The organism is Chryseobacterium sp. KCF3-3 (assembly GCF_045865955.1).
Lineage (GTDB): Bacteria > Bacteroidota > Bacteroidia > Flavobacteriales > Weeksellaceae > Chryseobacterium.
On the sequence record NZ_AP035792.1, the window covers coordinates 3,340,835 to 3,359,156 of the forward strand.

At 36.2% G+C, this 18,322-nt stretch carries 10 protein-coding genes; 4 read left to right on the forward strand and 6 right to left on the reverse strand.

Annotated features, from left to right (window positions below; genetic code table 11):
- Positions 1 to 4 precede the first annotated feature (4 nt).
- From ilvB to ilvA, 4 genes are read left to right on the forward strand one after another with little or no spacing between them, the layout of a single operon-like run.
- A complete protein-coding gene (ilvB, locus tag ACKTTZ_RS15135; protein WP_407845939.1) occupies positions 5 to 1,729 on the forward strand; it encodes a biosynthetic-type acetolactate synthase large subunit in 1,725 nt (574 codons plus the stop codon).
- Between the two features lie 10 nt (positions 1,730 to 1,739).
- Positions 1,740 to 2,021: a hypothetical protein gene (locus ACKTTZ_RS15140; RefSeq protein ID WP_051934208.1), complete on the forward strand. Its 282-nt coding sequence runs from the start codon at positions 1,740 to 1,742 to the stop codon at positions 2,019 to 2,021.
- Positions 2,022 to 2,068: 47 nt separating this feature from the next.
- Entirely contained in the window at positions 2,069 to 3,115 is a 1,047-nt protein-coding gene (gene ilvC, locus ACKTTZ_RS15145) for a ketol-acid reductoisomerase (RefSeq protein WP_407845940.1), read from the forward strand.
- 11 nt (positions 3,116 to 3,126) lie between these two features.
- On the forward strand, positions 3,127 to 4,389 hold the full coding sequence (gene ilvA / locus ACKTTZ_RS15150; RefSeq protein WP_034692310.1) for a threonine ammonia-lyase: 1,263 nt from the start codon (positions 3,127 to 3,129) through the stop codon (positions 4,387 to 4,389).
- Between the two features lie 2,861 nt (positions 4,390 to 7,250).
- Here the strand turns inward: ilvA and ACKTTZ_RS15155 are convergent.
- The 6 genes from ACKTTZ_RS15155 to alaS form a co-directional block, all read right to left on the reverse strand.
- Positions 7,251 to 8,720: a M20/M25/M40 family metallo-hydrolase gene (locus ACKTTZ_RS15155; protein ID WP_407845941.1), complete on the reverse strand. Its 1,470-nt coding sequence runs from the start codon at positions 8,718 to 8,720 to the stop codon at positions 7,251 to 7,253.
- Between the two features lie 8 nt (positions 8,721 to 8,728).
- The gene (locus tag ACKTTZ_RS15160; protein ID WP_034697514.1) at positions 8,729 to 8,965 is read right to left on the reverse strand and encodes a hypothetical protein; all 237 of its coding nucleotides are present in this window, start codon (positions 8,963 to 8,965) and stop codon (positions 8,729 to 8,731) included.
- Between the two features lie 75 nt (positions 8,966 to 9,040).
- Positions 9,041 to 11,368 (reverse strand): hypothetical protein, encoded by a 2,328-nt coding sequence (locus ACKTTZ_RS15165; protein ID WP_253318165.1) that lies wholly within the window; start codon positions 11,366 to 11,368, stop codon positions 9,041 to 9,043.
- 305 nt (positions 11,369 to 11,673) lie between these two features.
- Positions 11,674 to 13,488, reverse strand: coding sequence for a cytochrome-c peroxidase (locus ACKTTZ_RS15170; RefSeq protein WP_407845942.1), 1,815 nt, complete (start codon positions 13,486 to 13,488; stop codon positions 11,674 to 11,676).
- 65 nt (positions 13,489 to 13,553) lie between these two features.
- The gene (locus ACKTTZ_RS15175; RefSeq protein ID WP_407845943.1) at positions 13,554 to 15,029 is read right to left on the reverse strand and encodes an alkaline phosphatase PhoX; all 1,476 of its coding nucleotides are present in this window, start codon (positions 15,027 to 15,029) and stop codon (positions 13,554 to 13,556) included.
- 631 nt (positions 15,030 to 15,660) lie between these two features.
- Positions 15,661 to 18,264: an alanine--tRNA ligase gene (gene alaS / locus ACKTTZ_RS15180; RefSeq protein WP_034697511.1), complete on the reverse strand. Its 2,604-nt coding sequence runs from the start codon at positions 18,262 to 18,264 to the stop codon at positions 15,661 to 15,663.
- Positions 18,265 to 18,322 lie beyond the last annotated feature (58 nt).

Genomic DNA, 18,322 nt, shown 5'->3' on the forward strand with positions numbered 1-18,322 from the left:
AAATATGGAAAATCTGAATATATCAACAGAAATACAACTGAGCGGAAGCCGGATCATTCTTGAAGCCTTTCTTCAGGAAGGAGTGAAAACTGTTTTCGGATATCCGGGAGGTGCTATTATCCCTATTTATGATGCCCTTTACGACTATAAGGAAAATCTGAAACATATATTGGTACGCCATGAACAGGCGGCAGTACATGCAGCGCAGGGCTTAGCAAGAGTCTCAGGAGAAGTCGGAGTTGTATTGGCTACAAGTGGTCCGGGAGCAACTAATCTTGTAACAGGTTTGGCAGATGCACTATTAGATAATACTCCTTTGGTTTGTATTACAGGACAGGTTTTTGAACACCTTCTGGGAACTGATGCCTTTCAGGAAATTGATGTAATGAACGTCACAAGTCCTGTTACCAAATGGAATTATCAGGTGACCGATGCCAATGAGCTTCCCGAAGTATTGGCAAAAGCATTCTACATTGCAAAGTCAGGTCGTCCCGGTCCAGTACTGATTGATGTGACCAAAAATGCCCAGTTGCAGTCTGTTGCTTATAAAGGATATTCGTCATGTAATTCATTGAGAAGTTATAAACCCGATCCTGATCCGTGTCTGGAAAATATTGGAAAAGCTGCAGAGCTGATCAATAAAGCAGAAAAACCATTTATCATCGCTGGACAGGGGATTATGCTGGGGAAAGCCGAAAAAGAATTTTTACAATTTGCCGAAAAATCAGGAATTCCTGTAGCATGGACGGTTTTAGGAATGAGTGCTATTCCAACTCATCATCCACAAGCTGTAGGAATGGTAGGAATGCACGGAAACTATGGCCCGAATATATTAACCAATGAATGCGATGTCTTAATTGCAGTCGGAATGAGGTTCGATGACCGAGTGACCGGAAGATTGGATCAATATGCAAAACAGGCAAAGATTATTCATCTGGATATTGATAACGCAGAGATCAATAAAAATGTAAAAGTAGATGTTCCGGTTCTTGGAAATTGTAAACACACGATTCCTCTTCTTACCGAAAGGATTATAAAAAGAGAACATCATGACTGGCATGAAAGATTTAAAAAATGTCATGAAATTGAAAGTATCAATCTGATCCATACAGAGCTTTACCCTGAAGAGGGAGAAATTACAATGGGAGAAGTTATCCGCCACCTGAATGAAATGACAAAAGGTGAAGCTGTAATTGTAACCGACGTGGGACAGCATCAGATGGCAACGTGTCGTTACTCTCATTTCAAACATTCCCGAACCAACGTTACAAGTGGAGGGCTGGGAACAATGGGATTCTGTCTTCCCGCAGCAATAGGAGCGTCTTATGCAGAAACCAACCGCCCTGTGGTTGCAGTGATGGGTGATGGAGGAGCTCAGATGAATATTCAGGAACTGGGAACTATTATGCAATACCATCCGGAAGTCAAAATATTAATCCTGAATAATTGCTATCTGGGAATGGTAAGACAGTGGCAGGAATTGTTTCACGAAGAAAGATATTCTTCAGTAGATATTCAGAGTCCGGATTTTGTTCAGGTAGCAAAAGGGTATAATATTTCTGGAAAGAAAGTGTCTGAGAGAGAAGAACTGAAGTGGGCACTCCGTGAAATGCTGGATCATAAAGGATCTTTCCTCCTTGAAGTAATGACAGGAAAAGAACACAATGTATTTCCGATGATTCCACAGGGGAAAAGTGTTTCGGAGATTGTATTAAATAATAAAGCTTAAAAATAAAAAGATGAAAACAGATCATAAAGAATACACCATTACGGCGTACACAGAAGATTATTTAGGATTGATCAGCCGCATCAATGCTATTTTTTCAAGAAGAAGAATTTCTATGGTAACCTTCAATGTAGGGCCTTCAGAAATAGAAAAGGTAAAAAAGTTTGTCATTGTAATCCGGGAAACAGAAGATTCTGTTCAAAAGATCAGCAGACAAATGGAAAAGCAGGTAGATGTTCTGGAGGTACATTATCACAGAAACCCATATCTGACGGTGGTAGAATATGCCAGCTAAATGTAAAAATTAAACATCACAATCAATAATAAATAAAATCAAAAAAAATGGCAAAATTGAATTTTGGAGGAGTAGAGGAGAACGTAGTAACAAGAGAAGAATTTCCGTTGGAAAAAGCTCAGGAAGTATTAAAAAATGAGGTCGTAGCAGTGATCGGTTATGGAGTACAGGGACCCGGACAGGCTTTAAACCAGAAAGACAACGGAATTAATGTTATTGTAGGTCAGAGAAAAAACTCCAAATCTTGGGATAAAGCATTAGCAGACGGATTTGTACCAGGAGAAACTTTATTTGAAATCGAAGAAGCACTGGAAAAAGGAACTGTTATCTGCTATCTTCTGAGTGATGCCGCACAGATAGAATATTGGCCGAAAGTAAAACAGCATCTTACCCCAGGAAAAGCATTGTACTTCTCTCATGGTTTCGGAATTACCTTCAGCGAGCGTACAGGAATTGTTCCTCCAGCCGATGTAGATGTATTTCTGGTAGCACCAAAAGGATCTGGAACATCATTGAGAAGAATGTTTTTGCAGGATAGAGGTTTGAACAGCAGTTTTGCTGTATATCAGGATGCTACAGGAAAGGCCAGAGAAAGAGTAACTGCATTAGGAATTGCGATAGGAAGCGGATATCTTTTTGAAACCGACTTTAAAAAAGAAGTATACAGCGACCTTGCCGGAGAACGTGGAACTTTGATGGGTGCTGTACAGGGAATATTTGCTGCTCAGTATGATGTATTGAGAAAAAATGGACACAGCCCTTCTGAAGCTTTTAATGAAACCGTAGAAGAATTGACTCAGTCATTAATGCCTTTAGTAGCAGAAAACGGAATGGACTGGATGTACGCTAACTGCAGCACAACTGCTCAGAGAGGAGCTTTGGATTGGTGGAAGCGTTTCAGAGATGCTACTTCGCCTTTGTTTGAAGAACTGTATGACAATGTAGCGAAAGGAAACGAGGCACAACGTTCGATCGACAGTAACAGCAAACCGGATTATCGTGAAAAATTGGAAGCTGAACTTACTGAGTTGAGAGAAAGCGAAATGTGGAAAGCAGGTAAAACGGTACGAAGCCTGAGACCCGAAAACAATTAATTACTAAACAGATGATGAAAGAGGATGTAAGTTCCTCCGTTCTAAAGAATGTCTATAAAGCGGAGGAACGATTAAAAAATGTAGTGGTAAAAACACCTTTGGCTGTCAATAATAATCTGTCAGCTATTTATGAGTCGAATATTTATTTTAAAAGAGAAGACCTTCAAAGGGTCAGATCCTATAAAATAAGAGGAGCCTATAATAAGATGGCCACCATGTCTGAGGAAGAACTTTCAAAAGGTGTTGTTTGTGCCAGTGCCGGAAATCATGCCCAGGGCGTTGCTTTTGCATGTCAGACCATGAAGGTCAAAGGAACGATTTTCATGCCTTTGCCAACTCCCGGACAAAAGCTTGAACAGGTGAAAATGTTTGGTGGAGAATACATAGACGTTATTCTTTTCGGAGATACTTTTGATGCTGCGAAAGATGCTGCGATGAGGTTTTGTAAAGACCATAACAGTGTATTTATTCATCCATTTGATGATCCTGCTATTATTGAAGGGCAGGCTACAACAGCACTTGAGATTCTGGAACAGTCAGAAGGTTTAGTTGATTATCTTTTTGTTCCGATAGGTGGTGGTGGACTGGCAGCAGGAGTTTGTACTGTATTTCAGCATCTGTCTCCACAAACAAAAATTATTGGTGTAGAACCCTCCGCAGCAGCAAGCATGAAAAAAGCCCTTGAAAAAGGGGAACCCGTTCTTCTCGAAAAGATAAGCCGTTTTGTAGACGGTGCAGCCGTACAGCAAGTGGGAGATCTTACTTTTGAACGCTGTAAAGACGTACTGTATGATATGGCTACAGTAGATGAAGGACTTGTCTGTGAAACCATATTGTCACTGTACAACAAAGATGCTATCGTGGTAGAACCAGCAGGAGCACTTTCTGTAGCAGTATTGGAAAAGTACAGAGAAGAAATAAAAGGTAAAAACGTAGTATGTATCATCAGTGGAAGTAATAATGATATTACCCGTATGGAAGAGATCAAGGAAAAGGCATTGCTTCATGCAGGATTAAAGCATTATTTCCTGGTCAGATTTCCACAACGTCCCGGAGCATTGAAGGCTTTTGTAATGGATGTATTAGGACCTGATGATGATATTACCTACTTTGAGTACACCCAGAAAAATTCAAAAGAAAAAGGAATTGCAGTCGTAGGAATTGCTCTGAAGCAAAACAAAGATTTCACCCCATTGATCGATAAGATGAAACAGTATGATTTCTTTGTCAACTATCTGAACAATGATCCTTCTCTTATGAATTTGCTTATTTAAAATTTTTAAACCATTAAGAATAATAAAGTTTTTAAGAATATTTAAGGGAAATATCTTTCGATATTTATTAAGCGAAATACTTCATTCAACAGAGTTGAATCTTAACTTTCCTTAAATCCTGAATTTATCTTAACGGTTCCAAATCATATTCAATATTAAATTATTTCGTATTTCAGATTCTAAAAACACAATGATGAAAAAGGCTTCACAATCTGTGAAGCCTTTTTGTTTTTTGACAATATCAAACGACATAAGAACCTGAAGCGTTAAGAAAATGAATTCTGTGAACGTTAAAAAAACTCTATTGTTTGAGTGCGGGGCAACATATGATTCTAAACATAGAGTGTTTCCGCAGGAGTTTAGAGTTTTTAGAGAACAGATTTCATTTTTAGCTGAAGTTTCTAAGTCTTGAATTTTTGATTCTTTTGTTTCAAGACAAAAGAAATATGATGAATTAAAAATAAATTTTAAACCATTAAGAATAATAAAGTTTTTAAGAATATTTAAGGGAAATATCTTGAGATATTTATTAAGTAAGCTGCTTCATTCAAATTAATTTGAATCTTAACTTTTCTTACAACCTAAACTCCTCTTAACGGTTCCAAATCATATTCAATATTAAATTATTTCGTATTTCAGATTCTAAAAACACAATGATGAAAAAGGCTTCACAATCTGTGAAGCCTTTTTGTTTTTTGACAATATCAAACGACATAAGAAACTGAAGCGTTAAGAAAATGAATTCTGTGAACGTTAAAAAAACTCTATTGTTTGAGTGCGGGGCAACATATGATTCTAAACATAGAGTGTTTCCGCACGAGTTTAGAGTTTTTAGAGAACAGATTTCATTTTTAGCTGAAGTTTCTAAGTCTTGAATTTTTGTTTCTTTTGTTTCAAGACAAAAGAAATATGATGAATTACAAATATTTTTTTGAACCATTAAGGATAGTAAAGATTTAAAGAATAGTTAAGGATAATATCTTTCGATATTTATAAAGCAAGCTGCTTCATTCAAATTAATTTGAAACTTAATTTTCCTTACCATCTAAACTCTTCTTAATGGTTCAAAATTATATCCAGTTAGTTTTCGATAATATCAAACGACATAAGAAACTGAAGCGTTAAGAAAATGAATTCTGTGAACGTTAAAAAAACTCTACTGTCTGAGTGCGGGACAACATATGATTCTAAACATAGAGTGTTTCCGCAGGAGTTTAGAGTTTTTAGAGAACAGATTTCATTTTTAGCTGAAGTTTCTAAGTCTTGAATTTTTGATTCTTTTGTTTCAAGACAAAAGAAATATGATGAATTAAAAATAAATTTTAAACCATTAAGGATGATAAAGTTTTTAAGAATAGTGAAGGAGAATATCTTGAGATATTTATTAAGCAAGGTGCTTCATTCAAATTAATTTGAATCTTAACTTTTCTTACAACCTAAACACCTCTTAATGGTTCCAAATCATATTCAATATTAAATTATTTCGTATTTCAGATTCTAAAAACACAATGATGAAAAAAGCTTCACAATCTGTGAAGCTTTTTTGTTTTTTAAGACTATTAAACGACATAAGAACCTGAAGCGTTAAGAAAATGAATTCTGTGAACGTTAAAAAAACTCTATTGTTTGAGTGCGGGACAACATATGATTCTAAACACAGATTGTTTCCGCATGAGTTTAGAGTTTTTAGAGAACAGATTTCATTTTTAGCTGAAGTTTCTAAGTCTTGAATTTTTGTTTCTTTTGTTTCAAGACAAAAGAAATATGATGAATTAAAAATAAATTTTAAACCATTAAGGATGATAAAGTTTTTAAGAATAGTGAAGGAGAATATCTTGAGATATTTATTAAGCAAGGTGCTTCATTCAAATTAATTTGAATCTTAACTTTTCTTACAACCTAAACACCTCTTAATGGTTCCAAATCATATTCAATATTAAATTATTTCGTATTTCAGATTCTAAAAACACAATGATGAAAAAAGCTTCACAATCTGTGAAGCTTTTTTGTTTTTTAAGACTATTAAACGACATAAGAACCTGAAGCGTTAAGAAAATGAATTCTGTGAACGTTAAAAAAACTCTATTGTTTGAGTGCGGGACAACATATGATTCTAAACACAGATTGTTTCCGCATGAGTTTAGAGTTTTTAGAGAACAGATTTCATTTTTAGCTGAAGTTTCTAAGTCTTGAATTTTTGATTCTTTTGTTTCAAGACAAAAGAAATATGATGAATTAAAAATAAATTTTAAACCATTAAGGATGATAAAGTTTTTAAGAATAGTGAAGGAGAATATCTTGAGATATTTATTAAGCAAGGTGCTTCATTCAAATTAATTTGAATCTTAACTTTTCTTACAACCTAAACACCTCTTAATGGTTCCAAATCATATTCAACATTAAATTATTTCGTATTTCAGATTCTAAAAACACAATGATGAAAAAAGCTTCACAATCTGTGAAGCCTTTTTGTTTTTTGACAATATCAAACGACATAAGAACCTGAAGCGTTAAGAAAATGAATTCTGTGAACGTTAAAAAAACTCTACTGTCTGAGTGCGGGACAACCTATGATTCTAAACATAGAGTGTTTCCGCACGAGTTTAGAGTTTTTAGAGAACAGATTTCATTTTTAGTGGAAGTTTCTAAGTCTTGAATTTTTGTTTCTTTTGTTTCAAGACAAAAGAAATATGATGAATTAAAAATATTTTTTTAAACCATTAAGGATAGTAAAGATTTAAAGAATAGTTAAGGGAAATATCTTCCGATATTTATAAAGCAAGCTGCTTCATTCAAATTAATTTGAATCTTAACTTTCCTTACCATCTAAATTATCCTTAATGGTTTAAATATTTTATAGACTATCTTTCAAGCGAAAAATTCGAAATCACTTTCGGACGTTCAGCTTCATTAGCTACTTTCCAGGATGTTCTATACATCCATTCAGTCATTTTATAAAGCTTTTTATAATTGATATTTTCAGATTCATCCTGTGGAGTATGGTACTGATCGTGCAATACACTGGTGAAGAATATGGCAGGAATCCCAATTTTAGCATACGGAAGGTGATCACTTCTGAAATAGAAATATTCAGCATGGCTTGGAGAATCCCAATCTTTCAGGTATTTGAATTTTGTACTTTCGTTATTGGCGTCTTCAGCCATTTTTACCAGCTCTTCAGAATTTTTGTGAGGAGCATTTCCTCCTAATAGAGCAGCTTCATTATTGTCATTTCTTCCGATCATATCACCATTCAGAACGGCTACAATGTTCTCTTTTGGAACTACAGGATGTGCTGCATGCCATCTTGAACCCAGCAATCCTCTTTCTTCAGCGCCATGGAAAACAAACAGAATACTTCTTTTTCCCGGCTGTTTTTTATAAGCTCTGGCCATTGCTAACATGGCAACACAAGTACTTGCATTATCATCAGCACCGTTATAAATGGTGTCGTTCTTTACAGGATGTCTGATTCCGTCATGATCCTGGTGTCCGCTTAGCAAAACATATTCATTTTTAAGAACGGGATCTGTACCATCTATTTTTCCGATAATATTAACTGATGGATATTTGTAAGTTTCAGTGATCAGATTGAGAGAAGCTTTAGGATTGTTTTTTACCCAGCCTGCATTTTCTCTTTTGATCCACAAAACAGGGATGTTATTCGTGATTTTCTCTCTTAATCCTTCTACGCCGTAGCTTCCTCTTGTCATTTGAGGCAGTACTTCTACCCAGCTTTGTTCGGAAGTATCATCGGTGATGAAAATAATTGCTTTTGCTCCCAGCTGAAAAGCTTTATCATAATATTTATTTCTTACAAATCCGGGATATCTTCTTACAAAAAGGGTCATATCTTTTGAAATGTTTTTGTCAGAAGCGTTTACTGCAAGAACTTTTCCTTTGATATCCAGTTTCGCAAGATCTTCAGGCTCTGCGTTTCCGGCATATACAATTTCAGCATCTAATGAAGCGTTTACAGGTTCAGCGACAAGGAAATCTTTCCATAATTTCAAACTGGTATTTCCAATTTTCAGATTACTTTGTGGAATTACCTGATGCCTGTACATATCGAAGAACTGGAAAAAAGTTCCGTTATCTCCAGCGGGTTTCATTCCTGCTTCTTTGGCTTTGTCGGCTAGCCACATAGAAACTTTCAATTCATCCAGAGTTCCGGCTTCACGGCCCCAGAACTGATCTGCAGCAAGCTGATACATATCGGTACGAAGATCAGATTCTTTGATGGCGGAAACCAAAGGTTTTTTATAATTCTGAGCATTTCCAAAGGCAAATAAAAAAAGCCCAAGGAGAGAGAGAACGTACTTTTTATTCATAAGAACTCTTAATTGAAGTTAGCTAATTTCTCTGAAAACTGTTTTGAAAATTCCTTTCTGTCTTCTTCCAGTTTTTCCTGTGTAGAAGGTAAAATATAATTAAAAAGGATTTTGTCTTCATTGTCCAAAAAGATAATTTCCTTTTCATTTCCATCAATCATCTGTGAGAAAATCTCCCACATCGGAGTGTCTTTTAATTTTAATAATTCAAAAAACTGTTCTGCTTTGATTTCGATTTTCTGCATGTTCTTTTTTATATATTGTCGTTGAATATTTCTGAATTCTGATTCAAAAATAAAGATTTTGTATGGTAAAGAGTATTAAAACTCAAGAAACTTCAACTTAAACTGAATAGCAAAGTTCTCTTTGAAATGCGGAGTAGCATAATAACCCACTCTGTAGAATAGTCCAAGGTTAAAATAACTGGAAAGGAAATTATTCCATTCCAACCCGACTTCCTGATAGAGATGGTCTAATTTTCTGAATTTAAACTGGTGGTATTCCGGATGTTTCATATCTCCGATAGTTCCTCTTAATACAAAATCAAAACTGGAAACATTGTGTCCGAAACTTTTGAAATACCATGGAAGTTTGTGCGTAAAGTAGTACGCGACGAATCTGTCGTTATAATATTTTCCTCCCTCCAGAGTTGCAAACCCAAGGTAAGAAGTAAGGTTAAAATTAAAATCTTTACCCGGAGAAGCCAGTCCGTTCATCGTAAAGTTTTTCCAGATAGGCGCTCCACCCAGAACAAGACCTCCGTACAATCTGAAACCTGTAGTCCCGATCGGAGTTTTAAAATTATGAACAAATAAGGCGTCAAAACGGGAATAATTAAAATCTCCCTGCAGTATTTTGTAACTCTGCTCATAGTTAAAATACAGCTCAGGATATTTCTGATCAATCAGAGATTTTCCCTGCGGAGTCATGATATTGGTAGAATTCGGGGAATATTTTAAGGTGAAAAGGGTATTGAAATTTCGGTACGAAGTTCCTCTGTCTCTGAACTGATAATCGAATTCAGCCTCTTCCGTATTTCTTCTTACAGCAAGGGCCACGGTAAGTCCGTTGGTGACATCGTTCAGATAAGATAATGACATTCCTTTAAAGTGAAAATATCGGTCATTGTTCAGATTATTCCCGAAGTTCATCATTCTCATCTTGAAATTCCACAGCTTTCGGTTGAATTCTCCTGAGGCGGTTACATCATCATACACCTCAAATCTGAAAAATGAGTTTTTCTCCAGAGTGGTTTTCATGTCAAGCCCCATTCCATACTTCCATTTTCTGTCTTTCATTCCATATGCAAAATAGTAGTCTGGTGAAAAATAAGGGTTGAAATTTTCATTCAGCTTGGCTTTTAAACCTAATCTGAAACCTTCGTAGGAGTTATAGTTTACAATTTCATCCACGGCAAAATCTACGGAACCTACTCTGATCTGTCCGTTCAGTAATCCCGATAAAATCTGGGCTTTGCCGTCTATTTTATATTTTTTTCCTAAACTGTCGATCGTTGTGTAGGTGTTTTTTTCCCTCTCGGTAAGTGGATCGGTTCTATACTGGTCCAGAGAATGTCCGTCAATATTTTTTACAGAGAAAGTGTAGCCTTTGAAGTCTTTTGGATTCTCTTCAATAGGAGCCTCGAAATCAAAATATTTTGAGGTAAGAAAAGCGTAGGTACCAAAGCTTTTTTTGTCTTTCTTATCATCAGCATGCACTTTGTCATCCATAGCCATTTTACCCATTTTAAGCTTGGCTTTTTCGTGGGCAAGGAACCATTTGTTATTATAAAACACCCAGGTACTGGTGATAATTCCGTCGTTTTTGTTTTTACTGAAATTTTCAATTTTTTTAAGCCCGTAGGTTTCGGTATCTACATAAATAGCACCGTTGTACTTTCGTTTTCTGTCCGGTTTTTTGTAATTCACCTCACGAAAACGGATCACAAAGTTTTTTCTCCCGTCAAGAGTAACTGTGTCTGAAAGGAAAAATCTGTACAGTCCTCTGTTTTCTGGTTTTATCTGTTCCGGAACAACATCCCTGTTACTTTGCTGAAGAGCGATCATTTCATAGATAGGTTGCTTCAGTCCGGAAATTCTGTTGTCCAGAATATTGATCTTTTCCCCGTACTTTTTGGAATATAAAAACTCCTGAGCTCTTTCCCAAAGGAAGAGTTTACTTTTTGAAAATATCTTTCTTGCAGTGATGTTATTCAGAGAGTCTTTTTCTCTTTTTTTCTTGAAAATATTAAGATCATTAAAATACTGATTAAACTGAGAAAGACTGTCTTCATCAATATCCAGAGAAATTTTTTCGTAGGATTTGTAAGAATATGATCCTAAGCTTTTGGGTGAGTTTTCGTTAAATAGTTTATTGACTTTTCTTAGAATTTCCAGAGCTCTTGGATCACTTTTATCTTCAATAACAACAGCTTCAATATTGGTAGTCTTTAATGTTTTTTTAAGCAGGGAAACTTCCATGCTGCTTTCCACGGTAAGGGTTTCTTTCTGATAAGAATCAGCATCTATATCAATGTTTTTACATCCTGTTTTAAACTCCAGAATACCTTGTTCATTGGTGTATCCGATAACTGTATTGTCACAGGATACTTTTGCTTTAAAGACAGGCTTTTGACTGGCGTCATCCACAACCTTAATTTTTGTTTGTGAATACCCCAAAAAGCAGATCAGAAAAAATATTAACAGTAAACCCCTTTTCATGTAAAAAAACTAGGTCAAAAATAATGATATTTATTGTTGTAGAAAAGTTTTTAACAGAGTATAACATTGATTTAATCTAATGTTTTTATGGATTTTTTCCAAAGCAACCCGAAGGATAAAATTGTTCAGATAGTCTTTCTGTATTTTACTGACATTTACCAATAAAAAAACTCCTGAAGGGTTCATATTCAGGAGTTTTAATTGTTTTTCTTTTTGTGTTTTAGAATCGTCTTTTACTGATCATTGAGCGCTTTCATGAATTCAATGATATCATCTATTTCTTTATCGGTAAGCTGTAACGGAGCATCAGAAAGGGTCTGGTTTTCTACTTTAAATCCAAAAGCTTTTCCGCCACCTTTGTTGTAAAAATTCATTACTTCTTTCAATGTTTTGTACCCTCCGTTGTGCATATAAGGAGCAGTTTTTTGAATGTTTCGAAGAGTTGGTGTTTTGAAGGAATGTTGTAATGAAGGAACGGTTTCATGAAATTTTCCTCTTCCTGGATCATTATCAAATGTTTTATTCTCTGCATTCAAAGCTACTCCCAATATTTCCTGCTCAGTTTTTTTGAAATTCGGAGGCACGGTACCATTGAATAAAGGAAGAAAATGACAGATAGTACACTGGGCTTTTCCAACAAAAAGATTAAATCCTTGCTTTTGATTTTCTGTCATCGCTGATTTATTTCCTCTCATATATTCATCAAAAGCTGAATTGAATTTCGCCAGCGAACGAATATAGCTTGCCAGTACATTCTGCAACTGCCAAACCTCTGTTTTTTGAGAATGATAAATCTTTTTGAATGCTGCCTGATAATTTTTATCCTGATTAATTTTGGCAAGAATGACATTCAGATCACCGTGCATTTCTTCTTTATTGGAAATTACATCCGAACTCTGTCCTTCCAGGTCATCCTTTCTCATATCCCAAAACTGGCCATGCTGATATCCTGCATAGTTGAGTGAAGGAGTGTTTCTTGCCAATTCCGAATTTTCAAGGGACATGGCTTTGGCAAGTCCGTCTGTAAATGCTTTTTCTGGAATATGGCATGTTGCACAGCTTCGGTTATTGCTGTTGGATAATATTTTGTCATTAAAAAGCTGATGTCCAAGAGCTGCCTTTTCTTCGGAGTAGGCATATTCTTTTCCCGGAGTGAAAGCATTAGGATTAAATGCATTTTTAGTGAAAAAAGTAGCTGCATTTTTATTTAAAGCGGTGGTTACATCAACATCCGGAATGTTCTCCTGAGCTTTAAAATCAAGCATCAAAGCGGTGATCTTGTTCAGATGATCCGGAATGAAATTAACATAATCAAATGTATTTTTGTCTGTGCTTTTCTTCAGAACTTCAATGGTTGAACTGATCTCTGCCACGATACTTTTTAAGGCTTTATTTTTCGAACGATCAGTAGAGATTTGTTCCAAAGTTTCCTTAATTCCTTGCAGAGAAGAAGGCATTTCCTCTAAAAATACTCCTGAAATGGGTGTGTCAAAACCAGAAATTCCTAAGCTGGAAATTCTGAAAGCTTCCTGTCTTAAGGCATCAAAAACCTGATCTTTACTGATCGTAATGACCTGAAAGTTGGTTTCTATAGTATTGCTTTTATTGATGAGCTTATTGAGCATTCTGATCACTTCCTCTTTATTTCCTTTATCATAAGGATAGAACATTTCTTCCAACACCTGTAGTCCTTCGGGCTCTATTTCTGTATGCTCGTCCATTTCTATTTCAGGAAGCGCAGGCCCGTTGATAAACCTTGCAGAGTGGGGAAGAAAGTATTCTACCGCCCATTCCATTGTTTTATAGGTTTTTCGGATATCCTGAAATTTTTCCTGAAGAAGTTTTTCATCAGCGTTTTTAGAAACCAGGGTTTTCAGTTCGCTAATTTGCTTTTCGAAATCAGCATTGGTTTTGATAATCCTGTTTTTTACAGAACCAAGATCTTCGTATACCGGCTGCTGCTTATCATTTTTACAGTAATAAAGAGTAAAAAGCGCTGCTGCACAGTACAGAAAAAGGAGCATTGGGTATTTTGAAAGCTTATTCATAGGTATGAAAAAGTATCAACAGAGATTCTCTATTGATACTTTAATTGGATATGAAGGAATTAAAACTATTTTTCTACGTTTCTGATGATTACAATCTGTCCACCTTCTTTGTTGGTGTTGATTCCTGAACCGTCAGGGTTTTTGAATTTATCCAGTTGCCATGTATGTGAGTGGATATTCACAGAGAAGGTATTCGGAATTCCGATGATGTCTGAAATATCAACCATCGCTCCGAATTCCCACGAACCGAATTTCTGAAGATCTCCGGATTGGTTGTAAGCAGTCTGCCATGCAGAGTCACCTCTGTTGTGCCTCATGTTCAGCCATGGTTTGTATTGTTTTGTAGCAATATTCAGCTGCCAGATATAAGAATCGTGGTTGGCATTTTTGTAATAAGAATCTCCGTCTTCCTGGATGTACACAAAGTTTTCAGTCACACATAAGTTGTCAGGATTGATAAGGTTATTTCCTGGATTAGAATCTCCTTCAGCCACAACTTCCAGTTTACCTGTCATCATATTGTTAGCGTTCAGAACAAGCTTGTATACTCTTCCCCACATTGTTAATCCTGCTTTTGGATTCAAACCATCAGAAGATTCACCTGTAGCGGTAAAGTAGATTTCTCTTCCTTTTCCTGCTCCTTTTCTGTAATCTACATCTTCCACTCTTGAAAAACGGATCGCATTATTGTCAATGTTTTTCTGGTTGATCTGAGCTCCGGTAAGGTTTTTAGCGTTCGGAATTTCCACGAATTCTACATCATAGTTGCTTCCTTTTGTCATATCGGTTTCAGTATAGTTGCTGTTGGTTCTTTTCAAAGAATACAACTTACCGTTATCAAGATCTCCCTGCGTATCGGATACATACATGATCAATTGTCCTGCAGACTGGTGAGAAGAAGAATAAGACTGGTCTTCACCAATGATAATATAAGTTTTTCCGTTAGAAACATCTTTAGGAAGCGGAACTGCATTTTCCATAGAAGCCTTTCCTAAAGCTGGCTTTACTCTTGTTTTGTCTGCTGCCTGAGAAGCAGGTGCCAAAGGATTCAAAGCGTGAACCATACTTTCTTCACCTGATTCTCCTGCGGTAAGGAATGCACTGAAACCATGAATTTCAGGAGTTGCTAACGTAGCAGAACATAATCTTGTCATTCCTCCTGTTCCGTTTAAGATATATTCTCCTTTTACAGGCTTAAATGTTTTGTCTAAATACACTCTTGATACCGATTGTTTGATCTCATGGTTGGTGATCATCAGATAGCCATCAGAGTTAGGATCTTTCATAAGACCCATTCCGTCTGGCTGACCTCCGAAAACGAAATCTGGAGAACCTGAAAGAACATCAGAACTAGAGATTAGAGTGGTAATATTTAAATTTTCAAAACCTTCCATTCCATAAACGAAAGCCGGTTCTTTAGAAAAATTTTCAAGTTTGATTTTGTCATTCACAGGAGTATCAGAGTTACTGTTGTCATCGTTACAGCTTTGAAAAACAATAGCTGCAAGGAATAGAGCTCCAATAGTTTGATTAATTTTCATAATTACTTTTTTTGAATTTCGATTATGACAAAACTAAAGGTCTAGTGTTAATTATGTTTTAAGAAGACAAAACAAATAGTTTAAGATTAGGTAATGGTTTGTTAAGATAAGATCAATAATTAGAACGGATATAAATAAAGAGACTTTGATGAATATCTGAGTAATAAAGAATGGTATGTTATAACGCAGAGTACGCAAAAGTTTTATTTCCTGCTTTTTTCATTCGCAAAGGCATTCCATTTAGCAAAAAACGCAATCATTTCATAGCTGAGTGTAACGCCTTTGCGCACGAAAATATTTAAGATAAAATAATGTTTTTTGCGATCCTTAGCGTTAAATAAAACATATATCCAGCTTGTATAACCGCCTAAATTTATTTTAATCTCCCGCTGATTTCACAGATTATGCAGATGTTTGCGGAAAAATCTGCGTAATCCGTTTGATCTGCGAGAAGTAAGAATAGTACACATGCTTAGTCAGAATCAATGAAGTTGATTCCATTCTTTGCCTCCTGAAAATTATAAGGTATTGTAGAAAATACTTTGCGTTAAAATAATATATAGTAAAAACAACCCCGGCTGTCTCAATTTTGAGACAGCCGGGGCTAAAATTTATAATAGAGGTTTCTATTTTAGATGTTCAAAGCTTTTTGGTAAGCGTTTTCTATACCTTCAAGGTTTTTACCACCAGCCGTTGCAAAGCCAGGGTTTCCACCACCACCACCTTGGATTTCTTTAGCAAGATCCTTTACGATAGCTCCAGCCTGGTAATCAGCAGCAAGATCATCAGAAACTCCAACGGTAATCATTGGTTTTCCGTCTGCGTCAGAAAGAATAATTGTTACTGAAGTCGGAATTTCTCTCTTCAACTGGAATACGATGTCTTTTACAGAACCTGCATCCAGAGAAGTTTTCTTTACTAAAAGCTGCTTGTTGCCTTTTTGCTCATAAGCATTCTTCCATTCTCCGATTTCTCCTTTTGCCTTTTCCTTCTTAAGAGCATCTACTTCAGCCTTCAATGAAATGTTTTCTTCGATCAGTTTTTCGATAGATCTTACAACATCTTTAGACTTTAATAATTGAGAAAGTTCAATGATCTGTTTTTCAAGATTGTTGAAATATTCTTCAGACTTGTCTCCTGAAATAGCCTCAATTCTTCTGATTCCTGCAGCTGCAGACCCCTCAGAAGTGATCTTGAAATGACCAATTTCGCTGGTGTTTTTTACGTGAGTACCTCCACAAAGTTCTTTTGAACTTCCGAACTGGATCATTCTCACACTGTCACCATATTTTTCACCAAATAAAGCCATTGCCCCTTTTTCCAGAGCTTCCTGAATCGGAATATTTCTGAACTCCTGTAAAGCAATACTTTCTTTGATCTTTTTGTTTACTTTTTCTTCAATAAGTGCTAATTCTTCCTCAGTCATTTTGTTGAAATGAGAGAAGTCAAAACGCAAGTAATCAGGACCTACATAAGAACCTTTCTGTTCTACGTGAGTTCCCAGAACATCTCTTAAAGCTTCGTGCAGAAGGTGAGTTACAGAGTGGTTAGCCTGAGAATTTTTTCTCTCAGAAGCGTTTACTTTAGCATAGAAAACAGCACCTGCATCTTTCGGAAGACCGTTGATTAATGAAATAATTAATCCGTTTTCTTTCTTAGTTTCCAGTACTTCGAAGCTTTCAACAGCATTTTCAAGAACCCCTTTGTCACCAACCTGTCCACCTCCTTCAGGATAGAAAGGAGAACTGCTTAATACCACCTGGTAAAATTCTCCGTCTTTGTTTTCTACCTTTCTGTATCTTGTAATATAGGTTTCAGACTCCATCTGGTCATATCCTACAAATGTTTCAGGTTTTGATTCAAGATTTACCCAGTCATATACTTTCTGAGCAGAATCAGCTTTTGAACGAAGCTTCTGTTTCTCCATTTCAGCTTTGAAACCTGCTTCATCAATCGTTAATCCTTTTTCTTCAGCAATGATTCTTGTTAAATCATCAGGGAAACCATAAGTGTCATACAATTCAAAAACTTCTTCGCTAGGTAATACTTTCTGATTATCTGCAATAGTCTGCTGGATTAGTTTTTCTACTCTGATCAGACCGTTTTCAATTGTTTTTAAGAATGAATCTTCTTCACTTTTAATCACTTCAGCAACCAGTTTTCCTTGTTTTTCAAGTTCCGGGAAGAAAGCTCCCATTTGTTCCTGTAGCACAGCAACCAACTTGTAAAGGAAAGGTTCTTTCATATCCAGGAATCGGTAAGAATAAGAAATTCCTCTTCTTAAAATTCTTCTGATCACATAACCAGCTCCTCCGTTGGATGGCAATTGTCCGTCTGCAATAGCAAAGGAAACCGCTCTGATGTGGTCTACCACAACACGGATCGCAATATCTTTTTCGTCTTCTAAAATTCCGGTGTATTTTTTACCTGAAAGTTCTTCAACTTTAGAAATAAGCGGAGTGAAAACATCAGTATCATAGTTGGAAGACTTCCCTTGAAGCGCCATACAAAGACGTTCAAAGCCCATTCCTGTATCTACGTGCTGAGCAGGAAGTTTCTCTAAAGATTTATCAGCCTTTCTGTTGAATTCCATGAAAACCAGGTTCCATACTTCAACAACCTGAGGGTGATCGTTATTCACCAATTCAAGTCCTGAAACTTTAGCCTTCTCTTCTGGTGTTCTCAAGTCAATATGGATTTCTGAACACGGTCCGCATGGTCCGCTTTCACCCATTTCCCAGAAGTTATCTTTTTTATTTCCGTTGATGATTCTGTCCTCTGAAATGTGAGATTTCCAGAAGTCATAAGCATCCTGGTCTCTGTCCAGATTTTCTGAAGCATCCCCTTCAAAAATCGTTACATATAAATTTTCTTTTGGAATTCCGTATACTTCAGTCAGTAATTCCCAGGCAAAAGCAATAGCCTCTTTTTTGAAGTAATCCCCGAAAGACCAGTTCCCTAACATTTCAAACATGGTGTGGTGGTAAGTATCTCTACCTACATCATCCAGGTCATTGTGCTTCCCTGAAACTCTAAGACACTTTTGGGTATCGGCAATTCTAGGGGCGGTAGGGGTTTTGTAGCCAAGGAAGAAATCCTTGAACTGCGTCATTCCGGAGTTGGAAAACATAAGGGTAGGGTCGTCTTTCAGCACAATAGGAGCTGAAGGAACGATCAAGTGCTCCTTACTTTTAAAATAATCTAAAAATTTTTGACGTATCTCTTGTGATGTCATAGTATTGCTTTTGCTTTTTTAAATATCAAATTTTTGATAAGATGCAAATTTAAGATTT

Coding starts and splice junctions, on each gene's coding strand:
- ACKTTZ_RS15155 (WP_407845941.1), bottom strand. CDS start 8,720: ATGAATAAAAAGTACGTTCTCTCTCTCCTTGGGCTTTTTTTATTTGCC.
- alaS (WP_034697511.1), bottom strand. CDS start 18,264: ATGACATCACAAGAGATACGTCAAAAATTTTTAGATTATTTTAAAAGT.
- ACKTTZ_RS15170 (WP_407845942.1), bottom strand. CDS start 13,488: ATGAATAAGCTTTCAAAATACCCAATGCTCCTTTTTCTGTACTGTGCA.
- ACKTTZ_RS15140 (WP_051934208.1), top strand. CDS start 1,740: ATGAAAACAGATCATAAAGAATACACCATTACGGCGTACACAGAAGAT.
- ilvC (WP_407845940.1), top strand. CDS start 2,069: ATGGCAAAATTGAATTTTGGAGGAGTAGAGGAGAACGTAGTAACAAGA.
- ACKTTZ_RS15160 (WP_034697514.1), bottom strand. CDS start 8,965: ATGCAGAAAATCGAAATCAAAGCAGAACAGTTTTTTGAATTATTAAAA.
- ilvA (WP_034692310.1), top strand. CDS start 3,127: ATGATGAAAGAGGATGTAAGTTCCTCCGTTCTAAAGAATGTCTATAAA.
- ilvB (WP_407845939.1), top strand. CDS start 5: ATGGAAAATCTGAATATATCAACAGAAATACAACTGAGCGGAAGCCGG.
- ACKTTZ_RS15175 (WP_407845943.1), bottom strand. CDS start 15,029: ATGAAAATTAATCAAACTATTGGAGCTCTATTCCTTGCAGCTATTGTT.